At 65.1% G+C, this 24,983-nt stretch carries 27 protein-coding genes and 1 riboswitch; of the genes, 10 read left to right on the forward strand and 17 right to left on the reverse strand.

Annotation, left to right across the window (positions count from 1 at the left end):
* Nucleotides 1–151: 151 nt before the first annotated feature.
* Nucleotides 152–1,903, forward strand: coding sequence for a serine protease (locus E7681_RS04085; RefSeq protein ID WP_342777047.1), 1,752 nt, complete (start codon nt 152–154; stop codon nt 1,901–1,903).
* A 154-nt stretch (nt 1,904–2,057) separates the two neighbouring features.
* On the opposite strand, the gene E7681_RS04090 is transcribed toward E7681_RS04085, so the two are convergent.
* From E7681_RS04090 to E7681_RS04105, 4 genes are all read right to left on the reverse strand, one after another.
* Nucleotides 2,058–2,282 (reverse strand): DUF1127 domain-containing protein, encoded by a 225-nt coding sequence (locus E7681_RS04090; RefSeq protein WP_136338006.1) that lies wholly within the window; start codon nt 2,280–2,282, stop codon nt 2,058–2,060.
* Between the two features lie 127 nt (nt 2,283–2,409).
* On the reverse strand, nt 2,410–2,685 hold the full coding sequence (locus E7681_RS04095; protein ID WP_136338007.1) for a hypothetical protein: 276 nt from the start codon (nt 2,683–2,685) through the stop codon (nt 2,410–2,412).
* A gap of 234 nt (nt 2,686–2,919) precedes the next feature.
* A complete protein-coding gene (gene folE2, locus E7681_RS04100) occupies nt 2,920–4,017 on the reverse strand; it encodes a GTP cyclohydrolase FolE2 (protein ID WP_136338008.1) in 1,098 nt (365 codons plus the stop codon).
* 112 nt (nt 4,018–4,129) lie between these two features.
* Entirely contained in the window at nt 4,130–5,311 is a 1,182-nt protein-coding gene (locus tag E7681_RS04105; RefSeq protein WP_136338009.1) for an aminotransferase class I/II-fold pyridoxal phosphate-dependent enzyme, read from the reverse strand.
* Nucleotides 5,312–5,375: 64 nt separating this feature from the next.
* Nucleotides 5,376–5,454, reverse strand: a riboswitch (SAM riboswitch).
* Nucleotides 5,455–5,567: 113 nt separating this feature from the next.
* Here E7681_RS04105 and E7681_RS04110 point away from each other — a divergent pair.
* From E7681_RS04110 to E7681_RS04120, 3 genes are all read left to right on the forward strand, one after another.
* Nucleotides 5,568–6,308: a DUF726 domain-containing protein gene (locus tag E7681_RS04110; protein ID WP_136338010.1), complete on the forward strand. Its 741-nt coding sequence runs from the start codon at nt 5,568–5,570 to the stop codon at nt 6,306–6,308.
* A gap of 226 nt (nt 6,309–6,534) precedes the next feature.
* A complete protein-coding gene (locus tag E7681_RS04115) occupies nt 6,535–7,248 on the forward strand; it encodes a glutathione S-transferase N-terminal domain-containing protein (RefSeq protein WP_136338011.1) in 714 nt (237 codons plus the stop codon).
* 107 nt (nt 7,249–7,355) lie between these two features.
* Nucleotides 7,356–8,021, forward strand: a complete 666-nt coding sequence (locus tag E7681_RS04120; protein ID WP_136338012.1) for a class I SAM-dependent methyltransferase — start codon at nt 7,356–7,358, stop codon at nt 8,019–8,021.
* On the opposite strand, the gene E7681_RS04125 is transcribed toward E7681_RS04120, so the two are convergent.
* The 5 genes from E7681_RS04125 to E7681_RS04145 form a co-directional block, all read right to left on the reverse strand.
* Nucleotides 8,012–8,614, reverse strand: coding sequence for an inner membrane-spanning protein YciB (locus E7681_RS04125; protein ID WP_136338013.1), 603 nt, complete (start codon nt 8,612–8,614; stop codon nt 8,012–8,014). The genes E7681_RS04120 and E7681_RS04125 overlap by 10 nt on opposite strands.
* A gap of 4 nt (nt 8,615–8,618) precedes the next feature.
* Nucleotides 8,619–9,521: an EamA family transporter gene (locus tag E7681_RS04130; RefSeq protein WP_136338014.1), complete on the reverse strand. Its 903-nt coding sequence runs from the start codon at nt 9,519–9,521 to the stop codon at nt 8,619–8,621.
* Nucleotides 9,518–9,952, reverse strand: coding sequence for a hypothetical protein (locus E7681_RS04135; RefSeq protein ID WP_136338015.1), 435 nt, complete (start codon nt 9,950–9,952; stop codon nt 9,518–9,520). The genes E7681_RS04130 and E7681_RS04135 overlap by 4 nt, the downstream gene beginning before the upstream one ends.
* Nucleotides 9,953–10,135: 183 nt before the next feature.
* Nucleotides 10,136–11,146, reverse strand: a complete 1,011-nt coding sequence (gene ftsY / locus E7681_RS04140; protein ID WP_136338016.1) for a signal recognition particle-docking protein FtsY — start codon at nt 11,144–11,146, stop codon at nt 10,136–10,138.
* A gap of 60 nt (nt 11,147–11,206) precedes the next feature.
* Nucleotides 11,207–11,848, reverse strand: a complete 642-nt coding sequence (locus tag E7681_RS04145; RefSeq protein WP_136338017.1) for a lysoplasmalogenase family protein — start codon at nt 11,846–11,848, stop codon at nt 11,207–11,209.
* A 97-nt stretch (nt 11,849–11,945) separates the two neighbouring features.
* Between E7681_RS04145 and E7681_RS04150 the strand changes: the two genes are divergently transcribed.
* Together E7681_RS04150 and E7681_RS04155 are read left to right on the forward strand one after the other, a co-directional pair.
* The gene (locus E7681_RS04150) at nt 11,946–12,347 is read left to right on the forward strand and encodes a hypothetical protein (RefSeq protein ID WP_136338018.1); all 402 of its coding nucleotides are present in this window, start codon (nt 11,946–11,948) and stop codon (nt 12,345–12,347) included.
* Between the two features lie 106 nt (nt 12,348–12,453).
* Nucleotides 12,454–13,458, forward strand: a complete 1,005-nt coding sequence (locus E7681_RS04155; RefSeq protein ID WP_136338019.1) for an alkane 1-monooxygenase — start codon at nt 12,454–12,456, stop codon at nt 13,456–13,458.
* Nucleotides 13,459–13,478: 20 nt separating this feature from the next.
* Here E7681_RS04155 and xseA read toward each other — a convergent pair whose 3' ends face one another.
* The gene (gene xseA, locus E7681_RS04160; protein WP_136338020.1) at nt 13,479–15,020 is read right to left on the reverse strand and encodes an exodeoxyribonuclease VII large subunit; all 1,542 of its coding nucleotides are present in this window, start codon (nt 15,018–15,020) and stop codon (nt 13,479–13,481) included.
* A 73-nt stretch (nt 15,021–15,093) separates the two neighbouring features.
* Here xseA and purD point away from each other — a divergent pair, with 73 nt between their 5' ends.
* The 3 genes from purD (at nt 15,094) to E7681_RS04175 (ending at nt 17,650) form a co-directional block, all read left to right on the forward strand.
* Entirely contained in the window at nt 15,094–16,356 is a 1,263-nt protein-coding gene (purD, locus tag E7681_RS04165; RefSeq protein WP_136338021.1) for a phosphoribosylamine--glycine ligase, read from the forward strand.
* Between the two features lie 122 nt (nt 16,357–16,478).
* Complete coding sequence (locus E7681_RS04170) at nt 16,479–17,078, forward strand: LuxR C-terminal-related transcriptional regulator (RefSeq protein WP_136338022.1); 600 nt, start codon at nt 16,479–16,481, stop codon at nt 17,076–17,078.
* Between the two features lie 32 nt (nt 17,079–17,110).
* Entirely contained in the window at nt 17,111–17,650 is a 540-nt protein-coding gene (locus E7681_RS04175; protein ID WP_168733156.1) for a hypothetical protein, read from the forward strand.
* Here the strand turns inward: E7681_RS04175 and E7681_RS04180 are convergent.
* Both E7681_RS04180 and E7681_RS04185 read right to left on the reverse strand, forming a co-directional pair.
* The gene (locus tag E7681_RS04180; RefSeq protein WP_136338024.1) at nt 17,637–18,335 is read right to left on the reverse strand and encodes an FG-GAP repeat domain-containing protein; all 699 of its coding nucleotides are present in this window, start codon (nt 18,333–18,335) and stop codon (nt 17,637–17,639) included. The genes E7681_RS04175 and E7681_RS04180 overlap by 14 nt on opposite strands.
* Nucleotides 18,335–18,658, reverse strand: a complete 324-nt coding sequence (locus E7681_RS04185; protein ID WP_136338025.1) for a 2Fe-2S iron-sulfur cluster-binding protein — start codon at nt 18,656–18,658, stop codon at nt 18,335–18,337. Before E7681_RS04185 ends, E7681_RS04180 begins: the two co-directional genes overlap by 1 nt.
* A gap of 157 nt (nt 18,659–18,815) precedes the next feature.
* Between E7681_RS04185 and E7681_RS04190 the strand changes: the two genes are divergently transcribed.
* Nucleotides 18,816–19,346 carry a peptidoglycan-binding domain-containing protein gene (locus E7681_RS04190; protein WP_136338026.1) on the forward strand — a complete coding sequence of 177 codons (531 nt, stop codon included), beginning with the start codon at nt 18,816–18,818 and terminating at the stop codon, nt 19,344–19,346.
* A gap of 232 nt (nt 19,347–19,578) precedes the next feature.
* On the opposite strand, the gene E7681_RS04195 is transcribed toward E7681_RS04190, so the two are convergent.
* From E7681_RS04195 to gor, 5 genes are all read right to left on the reverse strand, one after another.
* Nucleotides 19,579–21,039, reverse strand: a complete 1,461-nt coding sequence (locus E7681_RS04195) for a DegQ family serine endoprotease (RefSeq protein ID WP_136338027.1) — start codon at nt 21,037–21,039, stop codon at nt 19,579–19,581.
* Nucleotides 21,040–21,328: 289 nt separating this feature from the next.
* Nucleotides 21,329–21,526 carry a DUF2065 domain-containing protein gene (locus E7681_RS04200; protein WP_211089764.1) on the reverse strand — a complete coding sequence of 66 codons (198 nt, stop codon included), beginning with the start codon at nt 21,524–21,526 and terminating at the stop codon, nt 21,329–21,331.
* The gene (gene hflC / locus E7681_RS04205; RefSeq protein WP_136338028.1) at nt 21,523–22,401 is read right to left on the reverse strand and encodes a protease modulator HflC; all 879 of its coding nucleotides are present in this window, start codon (nt 22,399–22,401) and stop codon (nt 21,523–21,525) included. The genes E7681_RS04200 and hflC overlap by 4 nt, the downstream gene beginning before the upstream one ends.
* Nucleotides 22,402–22,404: 3 nt before the next feature.
* The gene (gene hflK, locus E7681_RS04210; RefSeq protein ID WP_136338029.1) at nt 22,405–23,547 is read right to left on the reverse strand and encodes an FtsH protease activity modulator HflK; all 1,143 of its coding nucleotides are present in this window, start codon (nt 23,545–23,547) and stop codon (nt 22,405–22,407) included.
* Nucleotides 23,548–23,620: 73 nt separating this feature from the next.
* On the reverse strand, nt 23,621–24,982 hold the full coding sequence (gene gor, locus E7681_RS04215) for a glutathione-disulfide reductase (RefSeq protein WP_136338030.1): 1,362 nt from the start codon (nt 24,980–24,982) through the stop codon (nt 23,621–23,623).
* Nucleotide 24,983 lies beyond the last annotated feature (1 nt).

Below are 24,983 nucleotides of genomic sequence, written 5' to 3' on the forward strand. Positions count from 1 at the left end.
CCCGGGAAAAAGTCCCGCCCTACCTAAGGCGCGGCGGAAGCGGGGTCAATTCCACCCGCGCGCATTATTTGGATGCACAGGACGCCTGATTTGGTAAAAAAAGAAGACAGGAACGCATTCAAGTACAGGGCAAGGACCTTTTTACGTTATGATGAGATTAGTGATCGCCGCCTTACTTTTCGTGGCAATGGCGAGCCGGAGCCTTTTTGCTCAGGAAGAAACCGTTTGGGTGCAGATCGAGGCGCAACCAACCCTGGCCGAGGCCTTGGGCCGCGCCCGTGATTATGCCACCCAGCTGCAGGACGTTAACGGATTCGCCGTGCGTGGCGGTTGGTACGCCATCGTTCTGGGGCCGTATCAGCGTGACGACGCCGAACAGGTGCTGCGCGTCTACCGCGCCGAGGGCAAGATCCCGCGCGACAGTTTCATCGCCTATACCGGCAATTTCGACAGCCAGTTCTGGCCCGTCGGCACCGCAGGGCTGACCCAGCCCGCAACGCCACCGGCCGAGACCTCGCAGCCCGTGACGCAACCCGAGGCGCAGCCGACCGTTCAGGCCCAGCCGGAACAAGTCCTGCCCGACGAAACCCTGTCCGAGGCGCGCGCCTCCGAGGCCGCCCTCAGCCGCGACGAGCGGATGGAGCTGCAACGCCTGCTGCAATGGGCGGGCTTTTACACCTCCAGCATCGACGGCGCCTTCGGCCGTGGCACCCGCGCCTCGATGGCCGCCTGGCAAGAGGCGTATGGCCACGAACCGACCGGCGTTCTGACCACTGGCCAGCGCGCTGAACTGCTGGACCAGTACAACGCCATCCTCAAGGGGCTGGACGTGCAGACCGTCGCCGACGCCACCGTCGGCATCACCATGAAACTGCCGCTGGGTGCCGTGAAATTCGACCGGTACGAGGCCCCCTACGCGCATTTCGCCGCCACCGGCGCGGTCCCCGAGGCGCGCGTTCTGCTGATCTCGCAGACCGGCGACCGCAACACGCTGTATGGCCTCTACGACATCATGCAGACGCTGAAAATCGTGCCGCTGAAAGGCCCGCGCAAACTGGACGGCGACTCGTTCACGCTGGTCGGGCAAGGCGCACGTTTCGTCTCGCATACCGAGGCGTCGCTGCAAAACGGGCAGATCAAGGGCTTCACCCTGATCTGGCCGATCGGCGACGAAGAGCGCCGCGCCCGCCTGCTGGATGACATGCGCGCCAGCTTTGCCCGCACCGAGGGCGTTCTGGACCCCGCCGCCGGCAGCACGCTGGATCAGCGCGTCGATCTGGTCTCGGGTCTGGCCACGCGCCAGCCGAAACTGACGCGCTCGGGCTTTTACGTCGATCCCAAGGGTGCCGTCGTGACCACCGCCGACGCCGTGGCCGCCTGCACCCGCATCACGCTGGACGCCGACACCGAGGCCACCGTTCTGGCCACCGACGCCGCACAGGGCATTGCCGTTCTGCGACCCAAGCAAACGCTCGCCCCGATGGCCGTCGCCCGGTTCCAGACCGCAACGCCGCGCCTGCAATCCGAGGTCGCCGTGGCTGGCTACTCCTACGGGGGTGTGCTGGATGCGCCGACGCTGACCTTCGGCACCCTTGCCGACCTGCGCGGACTGCAAGGCGAAGAAACGCTGGAGCGTCTGGCCATGGTCACCCTGCCCGGCGATGCGGGTGGCCCGGTCTACGACACCGGCGGCGAGGTGCTGGGCATGCTGCTGCCGCGCGCCGAAAGCAACCGCCAGCTGCCCGAGGACGTCAGCTTTGCGCTGGACGGCGCGGTCATTCGTCAGGTGCTGAAGGATGCTGGCATCAAGACCGAGGAAACCGACCAGATCACCGACAAGGCCCCCGAAGACCTGACGGTCGAGGCGACGGGTATGACCGTTCTGGTCAGCTGCTGGGAATGATCCCGCGGCCAAAGCGTTGGTAAGAAACACAAAAGGCGCGGCAAATGCCGCGCCTTTTTCCGTGGTGGGGCCGTGCAATAACCATGAAAAAACCCGCGCCGGATTGGAACGACGCGGGGCTTTCATCCGGGCAGACGCCTCTGCCCCAGCCTGCTCAGACGTAGAACAGGTCGCGGAAGACGTAGCGCGGGATATCATCGCGGGTGATGCCCATCTTGGACAGCTCCGCATCCGATTTCGCATTCAAGGCACGGACCTGATCCGCGCGCGAGCGGTGCTGGGCGTAAGCGCTCATGCCTTGGCCCAGGTTGGCGAAAAAGGCGTCAATGCGGTCACGCAGACCACCCTTGGCGAAAACGACAGAAGCTTGTGCAGCCATTTTGGAAAACTCCGGTTACCTTTGGTTTTCTCCCTGACACCAGGTTAGGTCAGGCAGACTGACTTTACCAATGCGCTTTCGGAATGGCCGCGCTGCAATTGCTGCAATGCAGCAATTGCCTGCGATCTCACTCGGCCGCGCTGCCTTTGGGCATGGCCGGCGGTTTTGACGGGGCGCGGTACTTCTTGGGTTCGGCGGCATCCACCACCGGCTCGACCTTGGCCTCGGCAATCTCAGGCGCGTCGGCGGCCTTCAGGATCCGCTCGCGGGTCACAAACATCGGGTTCGAAGCAGTGGCCAGGTGCGTGACGACCTTCATCAGGGTCACCTGCGCCTCCCAGCCATAGGCGGCAAGACGGTACATCGATGTCGACAGTTGATAGGGGTTGAGCACATGGATCATCGGATCGGTCCTTTCCGGTTGGGCATCCGGGCTCAGCCTATCGCTGCAAGATCACGCTTGTGCGACGAACCCCGGGGCCTGTGAATTCCGCGCATCAGCCTGCCAGAGCGCCCCAGCGGCACCGAGTCCTTCCGGCGTCACGCGCTGCAATGCCGTATAGAACGCCGCCAAAACAGGCAGCGCAGGCCGCCGGACGCGGCCCATGCCCAAGGAATAAGCGGAGATGACCCTAAGTCAGCCGACGTGGAACAGGGTCGAGAACAGCCGCGGGTCGATGCTTTGCCCCGCAAACGTCTCACCCTCGACCAGCACCGAGACCGCGTCATGGCTATGCAGGCTTTCCTGGTGGCTGGCCACGATGCGAAAGTCGCCGACGCGCGGGTCCTTGTGCAGCTGTTCGCAGAACAGCCGCGCGGCATCCTCGACAAAGATCGGGTTGGCGGCATTCAGCTCGGCAAAGGCCTGCTCGTCCTCGCGCTTGACCATGACTTGCGTCTCGGTCGGCACGGCGGCGCGGGCCATCTCGATCACGTCCTCGAACCACAGGCAATCGCCCGCCGCCACCTCCAACGAGATCCGCGCGACCGAGCGTTGCGAATGCGGCGTCGCCAGCTGGCCACGGGTCATGCGGGCGTGCTCGCTCAGCTCCAGCGAGCACGGGCAGGTCGAGGAATAGACATAGTCCAGATGCATCAGCTTCTTGCGCACGCCGTCGGTTTCCACCAGCTCCAGCGCGATGTCGTAATACTGATACCCCATCAACCCCGAGCGCAGGCTTTCCACCTTCACCGGATAGGAAAAGCGCATCTGGATGCGGGCGTCGAAACTCTCCAGATCGGATTTGTAATCGTCCAGCGCGGCCTCGATCACCTCAAAGCTAAAGGTTTTTTCGGCGTGCTTATAGAACGACCGCATGATCCGGGACATGTTGATGCCCTTTTTCTCGGCCTCCAGGCTGACGGTGCCGGTGACGCTGGTTTCCAGCGTCAGATCGCCGTTGTCGCGGGTGTGGAACCGGATCGGCAGTCGGAAATTCGAGATCCCCACATGCTGAATCTGCCGCTTGGCACCGCGGATCAGGCTGGTGGGGCCGTTCTGCAGATCGGGCAGACCCGCCTTATAGGCGGCATCCACCGTGAAATCGGCCGGGTACTGGCGCGACAGCACCGGATAGTCCGACGCCTCGCCCGGCAGCAGACGCGCCACGGCCGGGTCCAGATCGGCAATCTCGGCCTCGGACGCGCCGCGCGCCCAAGCCCGCAGACGCGCCAAAGCCTCGGCGGCTTCTTCGCGCGTCAACTCGCGGTTCATATCCGAACTGTGAAAGTTCATCGCAGGCCCTCTCTGGTTCCTCCCGGAAGAGTAACTTAATCACTCTTCCGGCAAATTTCCAATTTCGAAAGGGATTACGCCAAAAACGGCACCCCGGATCACTTTTTTCGGATCAGGCTAGCTCCAACGCCGCCTTCAGGTCCGCGATCAGGTCCTTTTGCGATTCCAGACCGACCGACAGGCGCACCAGACCGCCCGAGATGCCCAAGATGTCCTTTTGGTCCTGCGGCAGGCGCTGGTGGGTCGTCGTGGCCGGGTGGGTCACGATGGATTTCGCATCGGCAAAGTTGTTCGAGATGGTGAACACTTTCAGCGCGTTCAGGAAGCGGAAGCACGCCTCTTTCCCGCCCGCGATCTCGAACGCCACCACGGTGCCGCCGGATTCGCCCTGACGCATCGCAACGGCGTGTTGCGGGTGCGATTGCAGCATCGGATAGCTGACGCGCGACACTTTGGGGTGCCCTTCCAGCGCCTGCGCCACGGCCAGCGCGCCATCGGCTTGCGCGCGCACGCGCAGGTCCATCGTCTCCAGCGCCTTCAGCTGCACCCAGGCGTGGAACGGGCTCATCGCGCCGCCGGTGTGTTTCAGGTAGGTCTCGATCGGTCCGCGGATCAGCTCGCGCGAGCCGACGATCATCCCGCCCAGGCAGCGCCCCTGCCCGTCCACATGCTTGGTGGTCGACACGATCACCAGATCGGCGCCGCAGGCCTTGGAGTAGCTGAAGATCGGCGTCGCCATCGCGTCATCGACCAGCACCAGCGCGCCATTGGCATGGGCCAGATCGCAAACGTGTTTCAGATCAATGACTTCCAGCGTCGGGTTCGAGATCGATTCCAGGAACACCAGCGTCGTCTCGGGCGTAATCGCGGCCTCCCACGCGGCGTTATCGGTGCCATCGACCAGCACGATCTCTACGCCAAAGCGGCCCAGCACGTTTTCCAGCACGTACAGGCACGAACCGAACAGAGCCCGGCTGGCCACCACGCGGTCGCCTGCCTTGCTCAGCGCCATGAGCGCGCCGTTGACCGCCGCCATCCCCGAGGCACAGCCGAACGCGTCCTCATAGCCCAGGATCGCGGCCATGCGGTCTTCGAACATGCGCACGGTCGGGTTGCCATAACGGGCATAGATGAATTCGTCCTCGCCCAGCGCCTCGAACCGCGCCTCGGCGGATTCGGCGGTGGGATAGACAAAGCCCTGGGTCAGGAAAATCGCCTCGCTCACCTCGCCATATTGGCTGCGGCGGCTGCCCTCGTGGACCAGTTTCGTGCGGATATCCCAATCGTCGCTCATTGTGCGTCTCCTTCGGCGACCCCTGCGCGGGGCACAAAAAAACTCCCGTTTCGGCCAAGCGAAAGGGAGCTTTCGTCTGACCTCTTTAGCGGCATGTTTAACGTGGCCCGCAATCCGGTAAACAAATCGCCACGGGCGCCCAAATACGCCCCCGCCCGCAACGCGTCAATCGTTACGTTCCCTTTACCATGTTTTCACACCCGCTTTGCACGCTCAGGGCAGATTGCGCCCACAGACACAGCAGAGGGTCAGGGGAATGCCGCTGCTTCGGATCAATGCCACGGATCGCGGGCTGGCACTGCATGGCAGCGCCCAGCCGCTCTGGCCCACACTGAACGCCCGCGTGCTTGCGGGCGACGGGCCGATCGTCATCATGGTGCACGGGTTCCGCTTTGCCCCCGGCGCGGGCGCGGACTGCCCGCATGTCCACATCCTGTCCACCCGCGACGAGCCCACCCATTGGAAGGCCCTGTCCTGGCCCCGCGCCCTTGGGTTTGTCGACGGTGACAGCCCCGGTCTGGGAATCGCGCTGGGATGGTCCGCGATGGGCAGCCTCTGGCAGGCGTTCCAATGCGCGCAGGACACTGGCGCGCTATTGGCCCAACTGCTGGACCACCTGCGCCAACTGGCCCCGCACCGTCCGATCCACGCCATCGGCCACTCGATGGGCGCGCGCGTCATCCTGACCGCCCTGCACCACGCCCGCCCCGGCAGCCTGAACCGCGCCCTGCTGCTGGCCCCGGCCGAGTTCCAATCCGCCGCCGCCGAGGCCCTCAACAGCCCCGCCGGCCGCACGGTCGAGGTGTTCTCAATCACCAGCGGTGAAAACGACCTCTACGATTTCGCCCTCGAACGGCTGATCGCCCCGCCCGTCCCCGGCGACCGCACGATGGGCGCCTGCCCACCCCGCACCGCCAATCTGGTGACGCTGCAACTGGACGACCCAAACGTGCTCGATCTGCTTTCTACCCGCGGCCTGCCCGTCGCGCCCCCGTAGCGCCGCGTCTGCCACTGGTCCGCCTACCTGCGCCCCGGCGTATTCAACCTCTACCGCGCGCTCTTGTTCCAACCCCAGCGCCACCCGCTCCCGGCCCTGCGCGCCGCCCTGCCCGACCAGACGCAGCCCCGCTGGTCACGCCTCAGGATCCTGCCCCGCCCCCGTGCCCCCTTGCCTTTCGCCCGCAAAGCCGCATCTTAACGCCCGGAGTGAACCCGGAGCGACCATGACCCCCATCGACCTGTACTACTGGCCCACGCCCAACGGCTGGAAAATCTCGATCGCCCTCGAAGAGATGGGCCTGCCCTACACCCTGCACCTGATCAACATCGGCAAGGGTGACCAGTTCGCGCCCGAGTTCCTGAAACTCTCGCCCAACAACCGGATGCCCGCGATCATCGACCATGACGGCCCCGACGGCGCCCCGATCTCGATCTTCGAATCCGGCGCGATCCTGCAATACCTCGCCCGCAAAACCGGCCAGTTCTACGGCAAGACCGAGCGCGACCGCATCGCCGTCGACCAATGGCTGATGTGGCAGATGGGCGGCGTCGGCCCGATGGCCGGTCAGGCCCACCACTTCCTCAAATACGCCCCCTCGATGGAGCCCCCCAACGACCTGCCCTACGCCAAGGACCGCTACCGCAACGAGGTCTCGCGCCTCTACCGCGTCCTCGACACCCAACTGGGCAAACACCGCTACGTGGCGGGCGATTTCTACTCCATCGCCGACATGGCGCTCTGGGGCTGGGTCTCGCTGTGGGAAGGCCAGCAACAAACGCTGGACGACAAACCCAACCTCAAACGCTGGCTGGACGAACTGTCGGCCCGCCCCGCCGTCCAACGCGGCCGCGCCCTCGCCGCCGACCTGCGCGAGCGCAAGCGCGAAACCGGCGAAGAACGCGAAGCCCAGAAAGTCCTCTTCGGCCAAAAAGGCTGACCCGGCTTCTTTCTGAACCAAATACTCCGGGGGTGAATGGCCGCAGGCCAGAGGGGGCAGCGCCCCCTCCCCCTTGACAGCCCGCGCCGCCCGCCTCATGCAGCGCCATGTCCCAGAAATCCCCCTATCAAGCCCCCGATTTCTACGCCCGCGCCATCGCGCAGGGGCGGCACCGGGATATTGTCGGCGGACGCTGGGATGAAACCGGGCGTGCGCAGATGGCGCTCTTGCTCGACGCGGGCTTGCAACCGCATCACCACCTGCTCGACATTGGTGCGGGCTCGCTGCGGCTGGGCTGCAAGGCCGTGCCCTATCTCGATCCGGGCCATTACTGGGCCACCGATCCGTCGCGCGACATGATGTTGACCGGCCGCACCCACGAGCTTCCCGATCCTGACCGCCTCGACCCCGCCCATCTGGTCCAGGATGAAACCTTCGCCTTCCCCGGCATTCCCGACACGATCACCCATGCGCTGGCCTTTGCGGTGTTTCCGCACCTGACCCTGCCGCATCTGCGCTTGGCCCTAGAAAACCTGCGCCGCTTTCCCGCGCTACAGGTCTTTCTGTTCACCGTCTTTCTGGCCCCGCAGGACGAGGCCGCGCGCCCCTACCGTCAGCCCGACGGCGTGGTCACGCACCCGGCCAAGGCACCCTTCCATGTGCTGGAAACCGAGCTTCAAGCTCTGGCCACCGAAACCGGCTGGAGCCTGACCCGCGACGCACGGATGCTGCCGCGTGGCCAAGTCCTGTACGCCGCGCGGCGTCAGCCCTGATCCTTTTCGATCCCGTATTTCTTGAACACGGCCCCTTGGGTCATGAAGAACAGGAAAATCGCCGCCGTCAGGCCGAAGGTCTTGAAATAGACCCAGGTTTCAGTGGTTTGCGTGCGCCAGATCACCTCGTTCAGCACCGCCAGGCCAAAGAAGAACGCGCACAACCGGCGCGTCAGGATCATCCAGCCCTCGGGCTGCAACGGCAAGGTCGCCTCCATCAGCCCTTGCAGATAGCTTTCGCCACGCAGCAGCCCCACGCCCAGCGCGCCGCCGAACAGCAGGTAGATCAGCGTCGGCTTGATCTTGAAGAACCGCTCGTCATTCAGCCACACCGACAGCCCGCCGAAGATCACCACCAGCACCAGCGTGATCACCTGCATCTTCGAGACATGCCCCGACAGCTTCCATAGCAACCCGGTCGAGATCAGCATCAGCGGGATGAACCCCGCCGTCACCAGGATAAAGCCCTGATACTCGGTGCCGCCGATGGTGAACACGCGGTCCTTCAGCAGCAGGTAGGCTGCAAAGAACACCACGATCGGCCCCAGCTCCAACGCGGTTTTCAGCTTCGGGTCGATTGTCTTGCCGGCCATACGCTCAGCCTCCCATTTCCACAATGACTGCCCCCGCCGCGATCAAGGCCATCAGACCCAGCCGGCGCGGACCCACAGTTTCCTTCAGAAACACCCATCCGATCAAGGCCGCAAACACGGTCGAGGTCTCGCGCAGGACCGCCGCCTCGCCCACCTTGTCCAGCCGCGTCGCCAGCATCACCGCGCCAAAGCTGAAGAACGCCACGATCGCGCCAGAAAACCCGCGCAGCATCAGCGGCCCCATCTCGGGACGAACGGCCAGCGATCGCCAGCGCAAGGCCGCCACGAACGGCATCACCAGCCCGTCGATCATGAAGAACCACGCCAGAAAGGTGAACGGATCGGCCGTCGCCCGGATGCCGTAAGCGTCATAGGTCGTATAGGCGGCGACCATGCAGCCGGTCATCACCGCAAACCCCATCGCGGCCCCCAACTGGCCCCGGTTGTCATGCAATTTCAGATAGTTGTACAGCGCCAGCCCGAAGATCCCGCACAGCAGCACGGCCACGCCCAGCCATTGCAGCGGGGCAAACACCTCTCCGAACAGCAGGTAGGCGCCGATCACCGTAAAGAACGGCCCCATGCCGCGCACCACCGGGTAAACCACCGTGTAAGAGCCGCGCGTATAGGCCATCGCCTGCAGGGTCTTATAGACGATGTGGATCACCCAGGCGGTCGCGAAGATCGGCCACATATGCGGCTCGGGCCAAGGCACCACGAACAGCGCGAACGGAGCGGCAATCGTCGCATAAAACGCATCGATCACCCCGCGCGTCAGCCACGGATCGTGCCGCCCCTTTTGCAGCGCCCCGAACACCGCGTGCAGGATCGCCGCCAGCAGCGCCAGCACCAAGGCCAGATCATGGCCCGCCTCCGTCCCCTCAAGCGAGGTCAGCCAGGCGCTCATATCATCCGGGGTTCGGCCAGCCCGATCAGCGCGGCCAGTTGGTCCTGCGCCTGCTCGGCCAGATCAATCTGGGTGCCATCCGACAGGCGCACCACTTCGCCGCCGATCGGGTCCATCGCGTAGGCCTCGACCAGCACGGTTTCGACGCTTTCCAGCACGAAATCCGTCCGGTGCGCCGGGGTCAGGCACAGATGCGCCACGCGGGGCAGCGCGTCGTCGATGTGCGAATCCCACAGGATTCGCCCCATGCCGACGACGTCCTCGCCCTCGGTCACGACGCATTCGGCACAGACGACACGGCCATCCGGCCAGTCGCCCTCGTCGCCGTCATAATCGACCCGAGCCCATTGCATCAGGTCGTCCATGTCGTTGAAAAGGCTGCTGTTATCCCATTCAGCTTGGGATTTCAGCGTCTCATGGATCTCAAGCATCTCGGCGGCCCGCGTCTTCAACTGGCATCGGATGCGACAGCCAGAGTTCCCATTCCAGTCACGAGCCAGCCCCTGAAAACAGGGCCAATCCCGCGCGTTTCCGGGATTTGTGACTCGCACCGGATGGATTCACAAGCAGACTCTTGTGGAAAAGCTGTGGGTAACCCGGACCGATGCGCCGGATCAGTCGCCCAGACCGGTCAGCGCGCGGGCGAACTCCTCGGGGTCGAAGGGGGCCAGGTCGTCGATCTGTTCGCCCACGCCGATGGCATGGATCGGCAGGCCGAACTTGTCGGCCAGCGCCACCAGCACGCCGCCCTTGGCGGTGCCGTCCAGTTTCGTCATCACCAGACCCGAGACATCGGCCAGTTTCTGGAACGTCTCGACCTGGCTCAGCGCGTTCTGCCCGGTCGTCGCGTCCAGCACCAGCAAGGTGTTATGCGGCGCGGTCTCGTCCTTCTTGCGGATGACGCGGACGATCTTTGCCAGCTCCTCCATCAGGTCCTTGCGGTTCTGCAGGCGGCCAGCGGTGTCGATCATCAGCAGGTCCGCGCCATCGGCCTCGGCGCGGGTCATCGCGTCAAAGGCCAGGCTGGCGGGGTCGCTGCCCTCGGGCGCGGTCAGCACCGGCACGCCGGCACGCTCGCCCCAGACCTGCAGCTGCTCGACAGCCGCCGCACGGAACGTATCGCCCGCCGCGATCACCACCTTCTTGCCCGCGCCCTTGAACTGGCTGGCCAGCTTGCCGATCGTCGTCGTCTTGCCCGAGCCGTTCACACCCACCACCAGCACGACCTGCGGCTTTTTGGGAAACAGCGGCAGCGGCTTGGCGACCGGCTCCATGATGCGGGTGATTTCGTCGGCCAGCAGGGTCTTGATCTCGGTCGTCGACAGTTTCTTGCCGAACCGCCCCTCGGCGATGTTCGCCGTCACCCGCAGCGCCGTGTCCACGCCCATGTCCGAGGCGATCAGCAACTCCTCCAGGCTTTCCAGCATGTCGTCGTCCAACGTGCGACGCACCACCGTGGCATCCGGGCGCCCGATCAGACGGCCCAGTAGACCCGGCTTTGCCTCTTCCGCCGCAGGGGCCGCGGTCTCGGTCACGCCGCCATCATCGACAATCGCATCCAGCCCTTCCTCGAGTTTCGACGAAGAGCGCGTCAGGCGTTGTTTGAGCTTGCCGAAAAAGGACATGGGGGCCTCCGCAGGGTATTCCCTTTCCACCTAAACAACCTGCCCCCGTAATGGAAGCCCTCAGGCCTGCGCGAAGGTCCAGAACCCGGCCATCAGCAGCGCCTGCGCGCCCCAATACAGCACCCAGACCGCCACCGCAGGTCCGCGCCCGCCCGGACGGATGAAAATCTGCGTAGACAGGATCAGGTCCGAGGCGACAAAGCACAGCGCCCCCGACAGAACCCAGATCCGTGGCCCACCCGGCAGCGCCGCGCAGATGCCCATCGACAGGATCAGCACCACGTAACCGCGCACCGCGGGCCGCAACGCGCCGGTCTGCGGCGACAGCCAGACCTCGGTCGAGGCACCAAGTGCCACCAACACAACCGCCACGCCCCAGAACAGCGCATCCGGGCTGCCCATCGGGAACGCCGTCAGAAACGCCACCACGTACAGGATATGCCCCGCCGCAAACGCCCCGATGCCCGCCTTCAGCGCCCCTTCGCCCGGCCGGGACAACAGGAAATCCCCCGCCGCACAGGCCCACAGCCCGGCCAGCGCCAGCCCCGGCAGCCCCGCCCCCATCAGCCCCAGCGCCGGCAGCACCACCGCCCCGGTCTTGACCCCCGAGCGCAGCCAGCTTTCCCCTCGCCAGCAGAACACCCCGCCATAAAGCAGCGCCAACACCGCCCCCGCCGCGATCAAAGCCCAGTTCGGTTCCATGTCATCCTCCGTCCCCTTTATGCGTCATCTTCGCGCAAACTTGCCCCGCGCGGAATTGTGACTTGGAGGAAACCGCCCCGTTTGGCACGGTTACGGCATGAGACTCGCAGCCCTGACCCTCCTCCTCGCCACGCCCGCCTTCGCCGCCCCCTACATGACGGCCGAGGAATTCGACGCCATGACCCGCGGCAAGACCTTTTACTACGCCGAGGACGGGCAGGATTACGGCGCCGAGGATTACCTCGACAACCGCCGCGTCCGCTGGTCGTTTCTGGATGGCCGCTGCAAGGACGGGCATTGGTATCCGCAGGACGACATGATCTGCTTTGTCTACGAAGAAGAGGACGGCCTGCAATCCGAACCGCAATGCTGGAGCTTCACCAGCACCCCCTCGGGGCTGGTCGCGCAATTCCGCAACCTGCCGGGCGGATCGCTGCTGTACCAGACCCGCGAAAGCGACGAGCCGATGCTGTGCATGGGGCCGGACGTCGGTGCGTGACTTGTCGTAATATGACTTTTTCGGCGGGGATATGGGTTATATATCCCTCCATCATCGCCCAATTCGAACATTTCCCCAATTTCCGCCTGATCACAGGTTCCCACCCATGCCGCTGTTCACCCTGGCCACACTCACCCCCGCAGCACTGCTGGTTCTGGGCGTCGCCCTGGGCGGCGGATGGAGCTGGGCCGGGGCCGCCTCCATGACGCTGGTCTGCGCCACGCTGGACCGCCTTGTGCGCCTGCCGCGCCGCCAGCCCGCCGATACCGAGTTTCCCAGCGGCGATATCCTGTCGGTCACGCTGGCGTTGCTGCACCTGCCGCTGCTGGGGCTGGCCGTCTGGGCGATCTCAGGCGGGGCGGAGCACAGCCTGACCGACCGCGCCGGACTGCTGATCGGCTTTGCGCTGTTCTTCGGCCAGATCGGCCACCCCAACGCGCACGAGCTGATCCACCGTCCCGCGCGCCTGCATCGCGCATTGGGCACGATGGTCTACGCAACGCTGCTGTTCGGCCACCATGTCTCGGCGCATCGGCTGGTGCACCACACCCATGTCGGCACCGAGCGCGACCCCAACTCGGCCCCCAAGGGCATGGGGTTCTGGCGCTTCGCCGCCCGCGCCTGGATCGGGTCCTTCAAAGCCGGATGGCGCGCGGAACGCGATCTGAGCGACCGTTCAGGTCGGAGGGCGCATCGGTATTTTACCTATGTATTCTGGAGTGTTGCAGGCACATCCTCAAGTTACGCCTTGGCTGGACCTGCGGGAATTTTCAGCCTTCTGATCCTCGCCTCCTATGTCCATCTGCAAATCCTTCTGGCGGATTACGTCCAGCATTACGGGTTGCGTCGCGCGGTCGGAACCACCGGCAAACCCGAACCCGTCCGCGCCCGCCATTCGTGGAACAGCCCGCATCCGTGGTCCTCGGCCATGATGCTGAACGCCCCGCGCCATTCGGATCACCACCAGCATCCGATGCGGCCTTATCCGACCCTGCGGTTGGAGGGCGACATGCCCGTGCTGCCCTACTCCCTGCCGGTGATGGCGGTGATCGCCCTGTGGCCGCCGTTGTGGCGACGGCTGATGGATGCGCGCGTGGCGGTGGTGGAATGAGTATTTGGATCAGAAAGAAACTAGAAGAGGCTGCCCTGCTCGGGCGGTTTGGGCGCTGATTTGCGGGCGGGTTTGGTGCCCACGGTCATGCGGCCATCGGCGAACTCGATTTCCAGCGACTGGGCGGATTGCGCCGCGGTGCTGGTGGTGACCAGCGCGCCGTCGCCGTAAACCACCGCGTAGCCGCGTTTCAACGTCGCCTCGTAGCCGACGGTCTGGCGCAACCGTTCCAGCCGGTCGATATCGCGGCGCCATTGGTCGATCTGGCGCAACCCGGCCTGGGACAGGCGTTGCGACAGGCGATCAAGGTCGGTCCGTTTGCGGGTGAGATCAGCCTGCAGCGGTTTGATGTTCAGGCGATCGGCCCGCCGGTCCATCGCCTCGCGCTTGATCTGGAGGACGCGGATCAGGGCGGCGTCGACGCGCGGGCCAAGGGTGGCGAGGTGGCGTTTCTCGGCCTCGATCCGGGTGGTCAGGGCGCGCGGGCGCAGCGCGCCCGAGGTTTCCGACAGGGCCAGGCGGCGCTTTTGCACCGAGCGGGTCAGGGCCTGTGGCAGGCGGTCCGCGATGCCGTCCAGTTTCTGGCGGGGGATGTCGAGCAGCCGATTGGCGTTGGGCAGGGCGCGCGACAGATCGCGCAGGCGTTGGCCGCGTTGGCTGATCCCCTGGGTCAGGGCGCGCGACAGGCGGGCGTTCTGGCCGTCCAGCCAGCTGAGCAGCTCCAGCCGCACCGGCACCGCCAGTTCCGCCGCTGCCGTGGGCGTCGGCGCGCGCATGTCAGAGGCGTAGTCGATCAGCGTCGTGTCCGTCTCGTGCCCCACGGCTGAAATCAGCGGGATGTCCGAGGCCGCCGCCGCGCGAGCGACGATTTCTTCGTTGAAGCCCCACAGATCCTCGATCGAGCCACCGCCGCGCGCGACGATGATCAGGTCGGGCCGGGGCAGCGCGCCGCCCGGTGTCAGCGCGTTGAAGCCGCGGATTGCGTTGGCCACTTCGGGGGCGCATTTGGCGCCCTGCACCGCCACCGGCCAGATCAGTACCTTGCGCGGGAACCGGTCCCGCAGCCGGTGCAAAATATCACGGATCACCGCCCCCGAGGGCGAGGTGACGACCCCGATCACTTCGGGCAGATAGGGCAGCGGCCGTTTGCGCGCCGCATCGAACAGCCCTTCGGCGGCCAGCGCGGCCTTGCGTTTTTCCAGCATGGCCATCAGCGCGCCCATGCCCGCCGGTTGGATATCCTCGATCACCATCTGGTATTTCGACTGGCCCGGGAAGGTGGTCAGGCGGCCGGTGGCGATGACCTCCATGCCTTCCTCGGGGCGGGTGGTCAGGCGCGACACCACGCCCTTCCAGATCACCGAGGCCAGAACCGCGCGGTCGTCCTTCAGGTCCAGATACAGGTGCCCCGAGGACGGGCGCGACACGCGGCCCACCTCTCCTCGGATGCGGATATGGGAAAACTCGCCCTCGATCATGCGTTTCACCGCCCCCGAAATCTCGGAAACGGAAAATTCCGGGGCGTTTTGCCCCTCGGTGGGCTGATCAAACAGTTCGGACATGCGGGGCCTGTCTTGTATCCATGCGTCAGCCACCTTAGAACGCCTGCAATCGAAGGCCAAGCGGAGAGGCGGCATGAACATCCTGATCCTGGGCAGCGGCGGGCGCGAACATGCGCTGGCATGGGCCGTGATGCAGAACCCCAAATGCGACAAGCTGATCGTGGCCCCCGGCAATGCGGGGATCGCGGCGATTGCGACCTGCGCGGATCTGGACATCCTGAACGGCGCGGCGGTGATCGCCTTTGCCGAGGAACACGCGATTGATTTCATCATCGTCGGCCCCGAGGCACCCCTGGCCGCTGGCGTGGCCGATGACCTGCGCAACGCCGGTTTCAGCGTCTTCGGCCCCTCGAAAGAGGCGGCGCGGCTGGAAGCCTCCAAATCCTTCACCAAGGAAATCTGCGACGCGGCCAACGCGCCCACCGCAGGTTACGGCCATTTCACCGATGCCGAGGCCGCCAAGGCCCATATCCGCGCCAACGGTGCGCCGATCGTCGTCAAGGCCGACGGTCTGGCCGCTGGCAAGGGCGTGATCGTGGCGATGGACGAACAGACCGCACTGGACGCCATCGACGACATGTTCGGCGGTGAATTCGGTGCCGCTGGCGCCGAAGTGGTGATCGAGGAGTTCATGGAGGGCGAGGAAGCCTCGTACTTCATCCTGGTCGACGGCGAGACCTGCCTGCCCATCGGCACCGCGCAGGACCACAAGCGCGTCGGCGAGGGCGATACCGGCCTGAACACCGGCGGCATGGGGGCCTATTCCCCCGCGCCCGTCCTGTCGGACGAGATCGCGCAGCTGGCGATGGACCAGATCATTCGCCCAACGATGAAGGCGATGGCAGATCGCGGCTCTCCCTACCAAGGGGTGTTGTACGCGGGCCTGATGATCAAGGACGGCCAGCCCCGTCTGGTCGAATACAACGTGCGTTTCGGCGACCCCGAATGCCAGGTGCTGATGATGCGCCTTGGCGCGCAGGCGCTGGACCTGATGCAAGCCTGCGCCGAGGGCCGCCTGGCCGAGGCCACCGTCAACTGGGCCGACGATCACGCCCTGACCGTGGTGATGGCCGCCAACGGCTATCCGGGTGCCTACAAGAAGGGCACCGTTATCAACGGCCTGAACAGCCTGCCCGAAACCGCGCACGAGATGTGCTTTCACGCCGGCACCGCCGCCCGTGACGGCCAGATCGTCGCCACCGGCGGGCGCGTGCTGAACGTCACCGCCCGCGGCGCCACCCTGCGCGAGGCCGCCGACCGCGCCTATGCGATGGTCGATCAGATCGACTGGCCCGAGGGCTTCTGCCGCCGCGACATCGGCTGGCGCGCGCTCTAAGCACCGCTTAGGCTCTGGCGGGCTGCCTCTGGTCGGGCGCCCGCCAGTCCAACCGGGATTTGCGCAATTCCCCGGCCCGCTCTAAGATGCGCCCACGCACAAGGACCGAAGCCCCGAATACCATGTCTGATCTCGTCGATACCGCCTATGCCACCGGCGACTACATGGAGCTGATGTTCACCTATGCCCCCGTCGGGCTGGTGGTCACCGAAAACCGCGTCATCCGCGACTGCAATCCAACTTTTGCGCGTATGTTTGGCTATGGCCGCACCGAATTGCGTGACAGGTTGTTCAACATCCTTTACCCTTCTGAGGAAGAGTTTGCGAATATCCGCAACCGTGGGGTGAAGGATTTGCAGGAAAATACCGGCTACTGGGACGAGCGCGTGATGATGCGCAAGAACGGCGAGAATTTCTGGGTCCGCGTACGCGGCCACACCTTCACGCCCGACAGCCCCCTGCAACGCGCCGTCTGGAGCTTTGCCGACCTGTCCCGCTCGCGCCCCTACCAGCCGCTGACCCGCCGCGAGCGCGAGGTCTTCTCGCTGATGGCCGAGGGCAAGACCAGCAAGGAAATCGCGCAGATCCTCGGCATGTCCTACCGCACCGTCGAGGTGCATCGCGGCCGCCTGCTGAAGAAGTTCCGCGCCTCCAACACGGCGGGCCTGTTCCAGTCCCTGGGCCAGATCAGCGGCCCCCATGTCGTGAACCAATCCCAATGAAGGAGGGAGACTTAGCGCTCAAGCCCGCCATGATGCGGCCGACCCAAGTGTACCGGGTCGATGGTGCCACGCTGACCCGTCTGGAAAACGACGCCCCGCTTTGGCAGCTGGACCTGAGCGCCGTCAGCTCGGTCAGCTATGCCCAGACCTCGGTCAGCGGCGTTACCTCGCGCTATTTGCAGCTCGAGGCCGAGGGCCAAACGCGCCGCCTGTCGCAAACCGGCGCCCCTTCGGGCCCCGGAGATGACTTCACCACCCTGATTACAACCGTCCTGCGCGCGCTGCACGCCGCCCGGCCCGAAATCCAGATCGGCTGGGGCATCCGTGGCCGCGCGCGGGTGGTGATGTTTGTTCTGGGCGTGCTCTGCCTGCTGGTCGGGATCGGCCTGCCCGTCGCCGCCATCGCCAGCGGCGTCAGCTCCGACCGTTTCGCCGCCGCCGCCCTGCCCAGCCTGCTGTTGCTGGCGCTTGGCGTGGTGTTCAGCTGGGCCAACCGCCCGTGGGAGCCGCTGCCCACCATGCCGCTCAGCCAACTCATCGCGACGTTGGACACGCCGACTAACGACAGCTAAGCGCCGCCTCCAGACTTTCAGGCCCGCGATACGCCCCGCGCGCCTCGCTGCGCAGACGTCCACGCGTCAGCACCGTCTCCATCACGCTCTGCCAATCGCCCGAGGCCGTCACCATCACCGGCACCTGCCCCGCGCAAACCCGCAACCCGCCCGCGATGAACGCCCAGCCGATCTTGTGGTTGGTCAACCCTGCTTGCTCGGTCACGAAAACCAGCTTGCCCGCGTCGAACCGCCAAACCTTCAACACCTTGGCCAGATGGGGTTTTTCGACATAGGCGATCTCGATCTTGCCGTCGCCATCCAGATCCGCCGCGCCGACCGGCGCCAGCCAGCGATGCGCCCGCCCGATATAGGGCGTCGCCGCAACCAGCCCGGTCTCGTCCCAGACGCTCAGCCGCGCGCCCTGCGTCACGCTGGTCTGCACCGCGATCACCTCGAGCGTGCCATCGCCGTCCAGATCCGCCAGACGCGGCGCGATATCCTCGAAGATTTCCGAGCCCGGCAGGACATACGTCCTGACCTGCCCATCCGCCATCCGCAGCCGCAACGCCCCCCATTCGGGTGTGTCGCCCAGGATGTCATGGCCATAGCGGGCGACGGGCCGGTCATAGCTGGCCCCGACAATCCCCGCCAAGGCCGTCACCGGGGCCAGACACAACGCCAGCCCCAGCGCGATCTTGCGCATCAGATCTGCTTTTCGGGCAGGTGCACGACCAGCCCGTCCAGCGCATCGGTCACCTTGATCTGGCAAGTCAGACGCGAGGTCTCAGCGTTCGGCTCATAGGCGAAATCCAGCATGTCCTCCTCCATCGCATCCTTGGCGGGCAAACGCTCGACCCAGGACTTGTCGATATAGACATGGCAGGTGGAACAGGCACAGGCCCCGCCGCAATCGGCCTCGATGCCCGGAATATTGTTGTCGCGCGCGCCTTCCATCACGGTCAGCCCGTTGGCCACGTCCACGACATGCTCTTTGCCGCTATGCTCGATATAGGTAATTTTCGCCATTCCGCAGGCTCCTGACGTCTTTGTTGGGTGTATCGCCCAGATACCTAGCCAAGCCTGCGCCCCGGCACCAGTCCCTTTTGCGTGAACATCAGCCCGCGCTTTCCCATGACGGCAAAACGCGCTACACTAGCGTCAAAAGCCGCAAGAGGCAGAGCAGATGATCCGTTTCCCCGTACCGGCCCTTCTGGCGCTGTTCGGCGTTGCCGCATGCAACGCCAGCCTGCCCATGCCCGAACTGTCCCCCGAACCCGAGGTCACCCGGTCTTATGAAGAGGCCCCCCCGGGCGCCCGCCCCGGTTCGTGCTGGGGCAAACACACCACGCCCGCGCTGATCGAAACAGTGACAGAGCAGATCATGCTCCAACCCGCCCAGGTCCGCACCGACGGCACGGTGGAACAGCCGGCGATCTACAAGACCGAAACCCACCAGCGCATCACCCGCGAACGCCGCGACACCTGGTTCGAAACCCCCTGCCCCGAGGCACAAACCCCAGACTTCGTCGCCTCCGTCCAGCGCGCCCTGGCCGCGCGCGGCCACTACCACGGTCGCATCACCGGAGAAATGGACAGCGCCACCCGCGCCGCCGTGCGCCGGTACCAGAAGCCACAAGGCCTGGACTCCGGCATCCTCTCAACCGCCGCCGCCCGCAAACTCGGCCTGATCGCCGTCATCCTGCCCAAGGACTGACCTCAAGGCGCGCACCCGGCCGCACCGGCGGGCCATTGAGTATTTAGATCAGAAAGAAGCCAGAAAGCTGTCCCTTCAACACCCCGCGCGCGGGCGGAGAAGGACGCCAACTATGGGCTTCTTTCTGATGAAAATACTCAATTCCAACACCGCCGCGCGCGGGACGGTTGGCAGATGAGCGCGAGAAAAAGCCGCCCCGAAGGGCGGCTTTCATTTTCAGTTAGTATTGCGATCAGTCGGCCACGGACAGCGCGACAAAGCGCGGCTCGCCCTGGCGGCGGATCAGCAGCAGCAGCGACTTGCGCCCCGCGTCCTTGGCCTCGTCCACGCGGGCTTGAAGATCCGCGACGGTTTCCAGCTTTTGCTGGCCAGCCTCCGTGATCAGGTCACCCGCGCGCAGGCCCTTTTCATAGGCCTCCGAGGTTTCGACCACGTCCATCACGACCAGGCCCGTTGCCGTGTTGGCCAGTTGCAGCTCTTTGCGCAGTTGGTCGGTCAACACGTTCAGGGTCAGGCCCAGCATCTCGGACGGCTCGGTCGCTTCGGGCTTGGCGGCTGCGGCGGGCACGGCTTCGGCCTCTTCGCGGCGGCCCAGCGTGACCTTCAGCGTCTGGGTCTTGCCGTCGCGCAGCACCATCACCCGAACGGCCTTGCCGACATCGGTATTGCCGACCTGGCGCACCAGACCCCGCGTATCCGCGACATCGACGCCATCAAAGGACAGGATCACGTCGCCCTGCAGGATGCCGGCCTCTTTGGCGGGGCCTTCGGGGACGTCCGTCACCAGCACGCCAGCGACCTTTTCCAGACCCATCGCCTCGGCGACGTCCTGGGTCACGTCCTGGATCCGCACGCCCAGCCAGCCACGGCGGGTTTCGCCGTATTCCTTCAGCTGCGCCACGACCTTGCTGACCACGTTCGACGCCATCGAGAACCCGATCCCGATCGAGCCGCCATTGGGCGACAGGATCGCGGTGTTCACGCCGATCACCTCTCCGTCCATGTTGAACAGCGGCCCGCCCGAGTTGCCCCGGTTGATCGCCGCATCGGTCTGGATGAAGTCGTCATAGCTGCCTGACAGCGCCCGGTTACGCGCCGACACGATGCCCGCACTGACCGAGAACCCCTGCCCCAGCGGGTTGCCCATTGCCATCACCCAATCGCCCACACGCATCTTGTCGCTGTCACCAAAGGTGACGTAAGGCAGCGGCTTGTCCGCCTCGACCTTCAGCAGGGCGATGTCGGTGTTCGGGTCGGTGCCGACCAGCGTGGCCTTCAGGGTCTCACCGCCGAAGAACTCGATCTCGATCTCGTCGGCGCTTTCGATGACGTGGTTGTTGGTGACGATGAACCCGTCCTCGGAAATCACGAAGCCCGACCCCAGCGCCGAGCTGCGCCGCGGACGGTCGCCCTGCCCCTGGTTACGGTTCTGGAAATCCTTGAAGAATTCCTCGAACGGGCTGCCCTCTGGCACGATCGGATTCGGCCCTGCCTGCGAGGCGACCACCGTCGAGGTCGTGATATTCACCACCGAGGGGCTGATCTTTTCAGCCAGATCGGCCAGGCTGTCGGGTCGCGCCGAGGCGCTCATGGCCTGCGCCAACACCATCGCCAGCGCCACGACACCCAGCCAAAGCGCACGCAGCGCGCCCTTCTGGTTCGGAACAGAAACTGCCAGACTGCTCACTCCCATCTCTCCTTTGATCCTGCTAAACATGCCGGCCTCTGGCGCCGGTTTGGCCTTACCTTCCCAGCACCCGCTCCGGTTTTCAACTCAATCCACATCGCGGCACCTCAAGTGGCCGTGAACCGCCGGTGATCCTGTCACAACCCGCGCCCGGACAATCTGTTCCGCCGCGAGTATTTTCATCAGAAAGAAGCCAGGGTGCCGTCCTTTTGCCATCTCGCGCGCGGGCGGAGAAGGACGCCGCATTCTGGCTTCTTTCTGATCCAAATACTCAAACCCGACCGTTGGGCCAGGCTCAGGCGCCCAGGGTCTTGGCGACCCAGACGCAGAATATCCCCACGGCCAGGGCCGTCAGGCCCAGCAGGCGGCGCTGATCCATGGGCAGGGCGCGCAGGGCTTCCAGCAACTGCTCGATAATCGAAGGGGCCAGCGCCCAGGCCAGCCCCTCCACGATCAGCACCAGCCCGAGGGCCAACAGTGCGATTTCGATCATTTCGACGCGCCGTCAGCCTTCAGATAGTCGAAGAACTCGCTGTCCGGGGTCAGCACCAGCGACGAGTTTCCGCCCTTCAGCGCCTTTTCGTACGCTTGCAGCGAGCGGTAGAAGGCGAAAAACTCGGGGTCCGCGCCGAAGGCTTCGGCGAAGATCGCGTTGCGTTTGGCGTCCGCTTCACCGCGGGTGACCTGGGCTTCGCGCTCGGCCTCGGACAGGGTTTCGACCACGGTACGATCGGCCAGCGCGCGCACGCGTTGTGCTGCTTCGTTACCGCGGGCGATTTCGTCGGCCGCTTCGCGTTCGCGTTCGGCTTTCATCCGGGCAAAGGTCGCGTCAAGGTTCTGCTGCGGCAGGTTGGTCTGCTTCAGGCGGACGTCCACGACCTCGATCCCCAGGCTGCGCGCCGAGGTGCGGGCCTGGTCGCGGATCCGGGTCATCAGAACGCGGCGGTCCTGCGACAGGATCGTGTCCGAGGTCACCTGATCGGCACCCAGCACTTCGCGGATCTGCGCGTTCAGGATCGAGGACAGCCGGTCCTCGGCCACGCGGATGCCGCCGACGCCGACGGCCTGACGGAACTGCACCACGTCGCTGATGCGGTAGCGCGCGAAGGCGTCCACCACCAGGCGGCGGTCATCCGAGGGGGTCACCTCGATCGCGTCGGTGTCCAGCGACAGAATACGGTCGTCGTATTTCACGACTTCCTGGATCAGCGGCACCTTGAAGTTCAGGCCCGGCTTTTCCTTGACGGCGCGGATCTGGCCGAATTGCAGCACCAGCGCCTTTTCGCGTTCATCCACCACGAAAACCGAGGACAGAACGCCCACGACGGCGATCACGACAACGGGGATGGCATAAGTCAGTTTCTTCATGGCTCAGTTCCCCCCCTTGCGCAGTTCGTTCAGCGGCAGGTAGGGCACCACGCCCGAGCCGCCCTGGCCGATCACGCTGCTGTCCAGGATGGTCTTGTCCACCTCGCCCAGCACTTTTTCCATCGTCTCCAGGTACAGACGTTTGCGCGTCACTTCGGGGGCCTTTTCGTATTCGGCACGCACCGCGCTGAAGCGGCTGGCCTCACCCAGGGCGTCGTTCACGACCTCGGCGCGATAGGCTTCGGCCTGTTCCAGCTTTTGCGCCGCTTCACCGCGCGCTTCGGCCAGCACCTTGTTGGCATAGGCATCGGCCTGACGTTGCAGTCGGTCGCGTTCCTGTTCGGCGGCCTGCACGGCGCGGAAGCTGTCGATCACTTCGCGCGGCGGGTCGGCCTTTTCCAGGTTGACGCGGACGATGTTGATGCCGCTTTCGTACTCGTTCAGGATCGACTGGATGTTTTCCTTCACCCGGTCGGCGATCAGGCCGCGGTCGCGGTTCAGGATCGGCGCCAGGTTGCTGGCCGCGATGATCTCGCGCATCACGGATTCCGAGACCGCCTGCACGGTCAGGCGCGGGTCCGAGATGTTGAACAGCAGTTTCGCCGGATCGTTGATGTTCCACACCACCTGGAAATCGATATCCACGATATTCGCGTCCGTGGTCAGCATCAGGCCCGAATCCGCGCTGCCGCGCGCCACACCCACGGTTTCCGTCCGTTCCGAGGTCACGTTCACCACTTCGGCGGTCACGAACGGCCAGGGCGCAAAGTTCAGACCGGGGTTGCCGATCTTGTGGAACTCGCCCAGCAGCAGCTCGACCGATTGTTCTTCGGGCTTCACGGTGTAGAAGCTGCCGAACGCCCAAAGCGCCACGGCCGCCATCACGCCCAGCCCCACGGTCCCCTTCGAGACCCCCGGCCCCGACGGACGCGAGCCGCGATTGGCCGGCCCATTGCCGCCGCCACCGCCGCCGCCCATCAGAACGCGCAGGCGTTCCTGGCCTTTCTTCATCAGCTCGTCGATCTCGGGGATCTGCGGGCCATCGTCCTGCGGACGCCGGCCACCATTGTTGTTCGGGCGGTTGTCGTCGCCGCCGCCTCCTCTGTTTCCGCCGCCGCCCCAGGGGCCGCCAGAATTACCAGCCATTAACCAGTCTTCCTCTTGTTATCTTTGTTCTCGGGCTGCCCATAACCTGTGCAGCCTTTGCGAAAATTCAAGCTCAGGCCCGGCGAACCGGGGTCTTCATGGTGACGATTTCCTCGGACATGGTGGGGTGCACCGCCACGGTCCGGTCGAAATCCTCTTTCGTGGCGCCCATCTTGACCGCGATTCCGGCCAGCTGGATCATCTCTCCGGCGCCCGGCGCCACGATGTGGCAGCCCAGAATGCGGCGCGTGTCGGCGCAAACGACCAGCTTCATCAGAACACGATCCGTGCGCCCGGCAAAGGCCGATTGCATCGGCTTGAACGAGGTTGCGTAAACCTCGATCGGGCCCTTCTCGCGCGCCTCTTCCTCGCTCATCCCCACGGTGCCCATCTCGGGCTGGGTGAAGATCGCGGTCGGGATCAGCTCGTGGTCGGGCTTGGTCGGGTTGCCCTTGAACACGGTTTCCACGAAAGCCATCCCCTCGCGGATCGCGACAGGGGTCAGGTTCACCCGGTCCGTCACATCGCCCACCGCGTAGATCGAGGGCACCGCCGTCTGGCTATAGTCATCCACGATCACCTGACCGCCCCGGCCCAGCTTCACGCCCGCCTGTTCCAGACCCATATCGTCGGTGTTGGGCGCGCGGCCCGTGGCGAACATGACCTGATCGAACACCGTCTCGTCGCCATTCGTCGCCACCACACGGATGCGCCCGTCGCTGGTCCGCTCCATGCTTTCGACATTCGTGCCCAGGTGCAGCTTCACGCCGCGCTGGATCATTTCCTCGGCCACCAGCCCGCGCGCTTCGTCGTCAAAGCCCCGCAGGATCTGCGCGCCGCGGTAATATTGCGTCACGTCCACGCCCAGCCCGTTCAGGATGCCCGCGAATTCGCACGCGATATAGCCGCCGCCCAGGATCAGGATATTCTTCGGCATTTCCGACAGATGGAAAATGTCGTTCGAGGTGATGGCCAGCTCCGCCCCCGGCACGTCCACCTTCACCGGACGCCCGCCCATCGCCAGCAGGATATGCTTGGCCGTCTTGCGCTCGCCCGTCGACAGCTCGACCGTATGCGCATCCACGACCTTGGCCCGCGCATCGAACGTCTGAACGCCCGAGCCCGCCAGCAGCCGCCGATACACGCCCTCCAGACGGTCCAGTTCCGCGTTCAGCTTGTCCTTGAACGCGTCCCAGCTGAACGCGCCCAGCTGGATGTCCCAGCCGTACGCCTCGGCATCCGCCGCCATGCCGGAAAACTCGCTGGCAAACACCATCAGCTTTTTCGGCACGCAGCCCCGGATCACGCAGGTGCCGCCATAGCGGTCCTCTTCGGCCAGCGCCACCTTGGCACCGGCGTCGCCAGCGGCCACACGCGCCGCCCGAACCCCGCCCGAGCCCCCGCCGATCACGAACAGGTCATAGTCGAATTGCATC

The sequence above is a fragment of the Thalassobius vesicularis genome, from assembly GCF_004799325.1.
Classification (GTDB): Bacteria; Pseudomonadota; Alphaproteobacteria; order Rhodobacterales; family Rhodobacteraceae; genus Thalassobius; species Thalassobius vesicularis.